Genomic DNA, 260 nt, shown 5'->3' on the forward strand with positions numbered 1-260 from the left:
GCTTGGCGGAAGGTGCGGCCGTCTGAAAGCGCGATGTCGTAACGGCAGTCTTCCTTTATCAAACTGCATTCCGCTTCGGGAAAAGCCTGTTTCCGCCAAGCCTGCTCGCGTTTACGGCTGCGGCAGGTTTGAAACGACCAGCAAACCAGAGTCGAAAAAACGATGACGCCTATGATTAGCCAAGTGTTCATATCTATTCCTTAAAGTCGGCTCAGTTTCAGGTAGCTTTTTTTCGGAAAAGGATGTTCTACCCATCTTTC

At 49.6% G+C, this 260-nt stretch carries 1 pseudogene; it reads right to left on the reverse strand.

Annotated elements, in window-relative coordinates:
* Nucleotides 1–191 (reverse strand): annotated as a pseudogene (locus ACTHS3_RS18140) (hypothetical protein); the annotation flags it as partial.
* Nucleotides 192–260 lie beyond the last annotated feature (69 nt).

The organism is Neisseria sp. P0009.S007, assembly GCF_051962515.1.